Below are 4,312 nucleotides of genomic sequence, written 5' to 3'. Positions count from 1 at the left end.
AGCCGATACGCATGTTTATTCTCACGTTTTCAAATCGTCCATTGGGACGATAACAACAGCGTGAGGTTTCCGATTCCTTAATGGCTTCATTAAGACAGGAAAAAGTATTTTAAGTTGTGGTAAAGCCACAACTATTAATAGACGTTCATCAATATGAACGCTGGCTGAATAGTCGATGAATGTTCAAAGAAAAACCCCGCCTGCGGACAGGCGGGGTTCAAAGCATCGGTAAAGGGAAATGCTTATTCGGCGGCGATCTGGATCGCCGGCGCAGCTTCCTTCACCTTGGCGTCGACATGGGGTTCGAAGGTGATGAAATTGTCACGGAACAATTTCACCAGCTTCTTGGCGGTCTCGGCGAAGTCGGCGGCCGAGGCCCAGGTCTTGACCGGGTTGAGGATATGCGGCTCGACGCCCGGCACCGAGGTCGGCACGGCGAGGCCGAAATAGGGGTCGGTGCGGAAATCGGCCTTGTTGAGCGAGCCGTCGAGCGCGGCGGTCAGCAGGCGGCGGGTGACGCGGATCGGCATGCGGCGCCCCGTCCCATATTTGCCGCCGGTCCAGCCGGTATTGACTAGCCAGCAATCGACATGATGCTTGGCGATCAGTTCACGCAGCAGATTGCCATATTCCGACGGATGGCGCGGCATGAAGGGCGCGCCGAAGCAGGTCGAGAAGGTGGCGGAGGGCTCGGTCACGCCCTTTTCCGTGCCGGCGACCTTGGCGGTGTAGCCGGACAGGAAGTGATACATGGCCTGCGAGGCGTCGAGCTTGGCGATCGGCGGCAGCACGCCGAAAGCGTCGCACGTCAGCAGGACGATATTCTTGGGATGGCCGGCGCGGCCGGTGGCCGAGGCGTTCGGAATATAATCCAGCGGATAGGCGACGCGGGTGTTCTCGGTCTTGCTGCCGTCGTCGAAATCCGGGACGCGGGTCTCGGGATCGAGCACGACATTCTCCATCACCGTGCCGAAACGCTCGGTGGTGGCGAAGATTTCCGGCTCGGCCTCGCGCGACAGCTTGATCGCCTTGGCGTAGCAGCCGCCTTCGAAATTGAACACGCCTTCCTTCGACCAGCCATGCTCGTCGTCGCCGATCAAAGTGCGCGAGGAATCGGCGGAAAGGGTGGTCTTGCCGGTGCCCGACAGGCCGAAGAAAATGGCCGAGTCATGGGCGTCGCCGACATTGGCCGAGCAATGCATCGGCATCACGCCTTCGGTCGGCAGGATATAGTTGAGATAGGTGAAGACCGACTTCTTCATCTCGCCGGCATAGGAGGTGCCGCCGATCAGCACGATCTTCTTGTCGAAATTCACCGCGATGATGGTTTCGCTGCGGCCGCCGTGGCGCTTCGGATCGGCGCGGAACGAGGGCAGGTCGACGATGGTCAAGTCGGCGATATTGCCGAGCACTTCATCGGTGGAGGGACGGATCAGCAGGTTGCGGATGAACAGCGAATGCCAGGCATATTCCGTCACGACGCGCGCCTTGACGCGATGGGCCGGGTCGGCGCCGCCGTAAAGATCCTGCACGAACAGGTCCTTGCCTTCGGCGTGCTTCAGGAAGTCTTCGAGCAAGGCGTCGAAATTGGCCGGCGAGATCGCGCCGTTATTGTCCCACCACACGGTGTTTTCGGTGGTCGCGTCGCGGACGACGAATTTGTCCTTGGCGGAACGGCCGGTGTGGGCGCCCGTTTCGGCGACCAGCGCGCCGCCGGCGGCCAGCACGCCCTCGCTGCGGCGCAGGGATTCTTCATAGAGCGCCGGCGCGGCCAGGTTGTAATAAACATTTTTGAGATTCTTGAAGCCGAAGGTTTCGACCGGAAAAGCCGGATTGAATACGCCCGTCTCAGCCATGCGTTTTCTCCCAACTGCGCCACGAAATGAAAGGCGCGCGCAATTCTTGTGAAAGTTCCGGGTCCGTTTACGCGCCGTCCCCCAGCCATGCAAGTGAGAAATAAGACGGTTTCTTTGACCTAGATTAAATTTTCCGTGTCAATCGGCCCCCGGAGCGTTTACCAAAAACGGTTCCGCCGCCGCCGCGAGAGCGTCCCGCCAAGCCGCCGGGGACACCGCCGGCGAAGGCGCCGGGCGGGAAAATACCAGCCGGGCGGTCTGTTGTGGCGCGGCGAGATCCAGTCCCTCCGGGTCGAGCCCGACCGCCCGCCAGTTGAGGGCGGCATCCTCGCCGGCCGCCGCCGCCAGCGCGCCGCGCTGTTCGCGCGGAAGGGCGTTGATCTCCTCCAGCAGGGCTTCCTCACCCGCGAGCAACTCGTCGGCGCCGGCGAGATCGGTCAGCAGGCTGGCGCCGGAATAATCGGCGGCGCGGGCGAAGCCGCCATTCAGATGAGCGGCCTCAGGCTCCAGCCGCCAGAAGGCGAAATCTGGGAAATCGGCGTAGAGCGCGGCCTTGGGATGGCGGCGCAGGAAACGGGCGCGGGCCCGGGCGTCGTCGGTCGGGGCGAGCCGCCCGACCACGGTCAGGCGGGGATGGGCGAGCGGATCGCCCTTGCCGCCCTCGGCCAGCAGCAGCGAGCCACGCGGGTCGGCGCGCAGATTCCTGGTATGATGGGCGAGGCCCGACAGAAGCAGCAGCGGAGCGCCGTCGGAATCGGTCGCGACGCTGGTCAGGCTGGCGAAAGGATAGCCTGACTCGCGCGTCAGCGTGGCGAGCGCGCCGGCCGGCGTCGCGCGCAGCAGTTTCCTGGCCAGCGCCACGCCGTCGAACGTGTTCTGAGCCAAAGGCGCGAATGGGGGCGCGGTGGTCGGCTCGGGAGCTTGGCCGGAAGCGTTGTTTTGGGTGTTTTCTGGGGCGTTCATGGGCTGTTCATTGAAAACGGCGTGAATTTCGCGCGGAGGCTCTTATATATAAAGGCCACTGACGCGCTCCGCTCGCGCCGCCGCCAGAATAAGAGGTATGATATGCCGACCATCGCGCTTGTCGACGACGATCGCAACATCCTGACTTCAGTTTCCATTGCGCTGGAGGGGGAGGGCTATCGCGTCCAGACATATAATGACGGCATGGCGGCGCTCGAAGGCCTGCGCAACAACCCGCCCGACATGGCGATTTTCGACATCAAGATGCCGCGCATGGACGGCATGGAGCTGTTGCGCCGCCTGCGCCAGAAATCCGACCTGCCGGTGATCTTCCTCACCTCCAAGGACGAGGAGATCGACGAATTGTTCGGCCTGAAGATGGGCGCGGACGATTTCATCCGCAAACCCTTCTCGCAGCGCCTGCTGGTGGAGCGCGTCAAGGCGATCCTGCGTCGTTCCAACCCGAAGGAAGCCGCGGCGCAGAAGGAAACCGAGGCCAAGCTGCTCGAACGCGGCCAGCTCAAGATGGACCCGGAGCGCCACGCCTGCACCTGGAAGGGCGAGCCGGTGGTGCTGACTGTTACAGAATTCCTGATCCTGCAGGCGCTGGCCACCCGTCCCGGCGTGGTCAAGAGCCGCAACGCTTTGATGGACGCGGCTTATGACGATCAGGTCTATGTCGACGACCGCACCATCGACAGCCATATCAAGCGGCTGCGCAAGAAATTCAAAATGGTCGACGACGATTTCGAAATGATCGAGACGCTTTACGGCGTCGGCTATCGCTTCAAGGAAGCGTGAGCCACAACCGGGGGCAGGTTTGGACGATCGCCTTCGCGCGGAACAACAGCCGGAAGACGGCGACGGGGCGGCGCGCTGGCCGTGGACGGCCCTGCGCGCGCTGCCGTCGAGCGCCCGGGCCAAGCGCCGGGCGGTGGCCCTGCGCGCGCTCTGGCGCGGCTTCGTCTCGCATTTCTCCTCCTCGCTCACCCGCCGCATCATCCTGCTCAATCTGGGCGGCCTATTCGCCTTGCTGGTCGGTTTTCTTTATCTGAACCAGTTCCGGCAGGGCCTGATCGACGCCCGCATCCAGAGCCTGAGCACGCAAGCCGAAATCATCGCCGCCGCCATCGCGGCTTCCGCGACGGTGGACGCCGACGCCATCACCATCGACCCGGAAAAACTGCTGAAACTGGCGCCGGGCGAGAGCTACAGCCTGGAGGAGGAGGCCCAGCCAGGGCTGGAATTCTCGATCAATCCCGACCGGGTCGGGCCGCTGCTGCGCCGGCTGGTCTCGCCGACCCGCACCCGGGCGCGGATCTACGACCGCGACGGCTATCTCCTGCTCGATTCCCGCTCCATCGCCGCGCGCTCGAACATTTTGCGTAACGAATTGCCGCCGCCCGGCCAGGAGGAGGGCCCGCGCTGGCTCGAATGGCTGCGCGATCTGGCGAGCGGCCGGTTCAATTCCGAAAAGCTGCCGCTCTATGAGG

4 protein-coding genes are annotated in these 4,312 nt (G+C 63.2%); 2 read left to right on the top strand and 2 right to left on the bottom strand.

From position 1 onward, the window contains the following. Positions 1-242 precede the first annotated feature (242 nt). Both ACE3S9_RS15555 and ACE3S9_RS15550 read right to left on the bottom strand, forming a co-directional pair. Positions 243-1,856: a phosphoenolpyruvate carboxykinase gene (locus ACE3S9_RS15555; protein ID WP_374547390.1), complete on the bottom strand. Its 1,614-nt coding sequence runs from the start codon at positions 1,854-1,856 to the stop codon at positions 243-245. Between the two features lie 138 nt (positions 1,857-1,994). After that, positions 1,995-2,819 (bottom strand): HugZ family protein, encoded by an 825-nt coding sequence (locus ACE3S9_RS15550; protein ID WP_374547389.1) that lies wholly within the window; start codon positions 2,817-2,819, stop codon positions 1,995-1,997. Between the two features lie 102 nt (positions 2,820-2,921). Here ACE3S9_RS15550 and ACE3S9_RS15545 point away from each other — a divergent pair, with 102 nt between their 5' ends. Both ACE3S9_RS15545 and ACE3S9_RS15540 read left to right on the top strand, forming a co-directional pair. After that, positions 2,922-3,620, top strand: coding sequence for a response regulator transcription factor (locus ACE3S9_RS15545; protein ID WP_374547388.1), 699 nt, complete (start codon positions 2,922-2,924; stop codon positions 3,618-3,620). Between the two features lie 91 nt (positions 3,621-3,711). After that, a partial coding sequence (locus ACE3S9_RS15540; protein ID WP_374547391.1) for a stimulus-sensing domain-containing protein occupies positions 3,712-4,312 on the top strand: 601 nt, incomplete at its 3' end.

The organism is Rhodoblastus sp. (genome assembly GCF_041915505.1).
In the GTDB taxonomy this organism is placed as follows: Bacteria; Pseudomonadota; Alphaproteobacteria; order Rhizobiales; family Beijerinckiaceae; genus Rhodoblastus.
The sequence above is the reverse complement of the archived record's forward strand: the minus strand, read 5'-3'. Positions and strand labels throughout refer to the sequence as shown.